Raw genomic sequence first — 1,473 nt, forward strand, 5'->3', positions numbered from 1 at the left:
CCCCCCGAAGCGCGGCGGCGATCCGGTCGAGGGCGGGCAGCTTGCGGATCGGGCCGATCGCCGCGAGCGTCGGGGCGCCCTTCAGCATCGCGGCCGCGGCGGCCCGCACGTCCGCCACCGTGACGGCGTCGACCTTGTCGATCACCTCGCCGGCCGGGATCACACGGCCCCAGGCCAGGATCTGGCGGGCGTTGCGCTCGATGCGCCCGCCCGGCGTCTCCAGGGCCGAGAGCAGGGACACCTTTAGCTGCGCCTTGGCGCGGGCGATCTCGGGCTCGGCGAGGTCCCGGGCGGCCCGGGCCGTGGCCGCCAGCGTCACGTCGACGAGCTCGGGCAGGTCCGCCCCCGAAGTTCCGGCGCCGATGCCGAACAGGCCGCAATCGGAGAACGGCCAGTGGAAGGCCTGGATCTCGTAGGCGAGGCCGCGGGTCTCGCGCACCTCCTGCCACAGCCGCGAGGTCAGCCCGCCGCCGAGGACCTGGGCGAACATGTGCAGCGCGTAGTAGCCGTCGTCCCGGAACGACAGGCCGGGCAGGCCGATCACCACGTTGGCCTGTTCGAGCTTGCGCGGCATCCGCCGCTCGCCGCCGCCGTAGACGCCTGGCACGGCAGCCGGCGCCACCGTGGCCGGCAGGGCGCCGAAATGGCGCTCGGCGGCTTCGACGATCGCCTCGTGGGTCACCGCGCCGGCCCCGGCCACGACGATGCGGTCCGGCGTGTATTCCCGGGCGAGGTAGGCGCGGATCCCGGCCTCGTCGAAACTCCGGATCGTCTCGGGGCGCCCGAGGATCGGCCGGCCGACCGGCTGGTCCGGGAAGGCGGCCTCCGTGAAGGCGTCGTAGACCACGTCGTCCGGGGTGTCCTCGACGGCGGCGTATTCCTGCAGGATCACGCCCTTCTCGCGGGCGAGCTCGCCGGCATCGAACACCGAATCGGTGAGGATGTCGCCGATCACGTCGAGGGCGAGGCCGGCATCCTCGCCGAGGACCCGGGCGGTGTAGCTCGTCCCCTCGGTGGAGGTGGCGGCGTTGATCTCGCCGCCGACATTCTCGATCGCCTCCGCGATTCCGTGGGCCGAGCGCGTGCGCGTGCCCTTGAACGCCATGTGCTCGATGAGGTGGGACAGTCCGGCCTCGTCGGCGCGCTCGTTGCGCGAGCCGGCCCCGACCCAGACGCCGAGGCTCGCGGTCGCGACCCCGGGCATCGGCTCGGTCACCACCGTCACGCCGTTGGCGAGCCGCGTGGTGCGCAGGGACGGGGAGGCGGCGTGCGTGGTGAAATGCTGGTTCATCGCGGGTTTGCCCCACCCCGGGTGATGCGGGCGCGCTCGCGGATCAGGCGCTCCACGGCGGCCTCCGAGACTGAAACGGAGGCGTCCCGGCTGGCGTTGTCGACCACGATCGCCGGCACGTGCTGCCGCGCCAGTGCCGCCAGACAGGCCGGCAGCACGTCGGCGCTGTCATGGGCGACGAC

1 protein-coding gene and 1 pseudogene are annotated in these 1,473 nt (G+C 73.5%); both read right to left on the reverse strand.

Annotated elements, in window-relative coordinates; translation table 11 throughout:
- The coding region (locus FV228_RS29505; RefSeq protein WP_147857699.1) for a pitrilysin family protein at nt 1-1,291 on the reverse strand (1,291 nt) is incomplete at its 3' end.
- A gap of 6 nt (nt 1,292-1,297) precedes the next feature.
- Nucleotides 1,298-1,473 (reverse strand): annotated as a pseudogene (locus FV228_RS29510) (glycosyltransferase family 2 protein); the annotation flags it as partial.

It is taken from the genome of Methylobacterium sp. WL18, assembly GCF_008040015.1.
Lineage (GTDB): Bacteria > Pseudomonadota > Alphaproteobacteria > Rhizobiales > Beijerinckiaceae > Methylobacterium > Methylobacterium mesophilicum.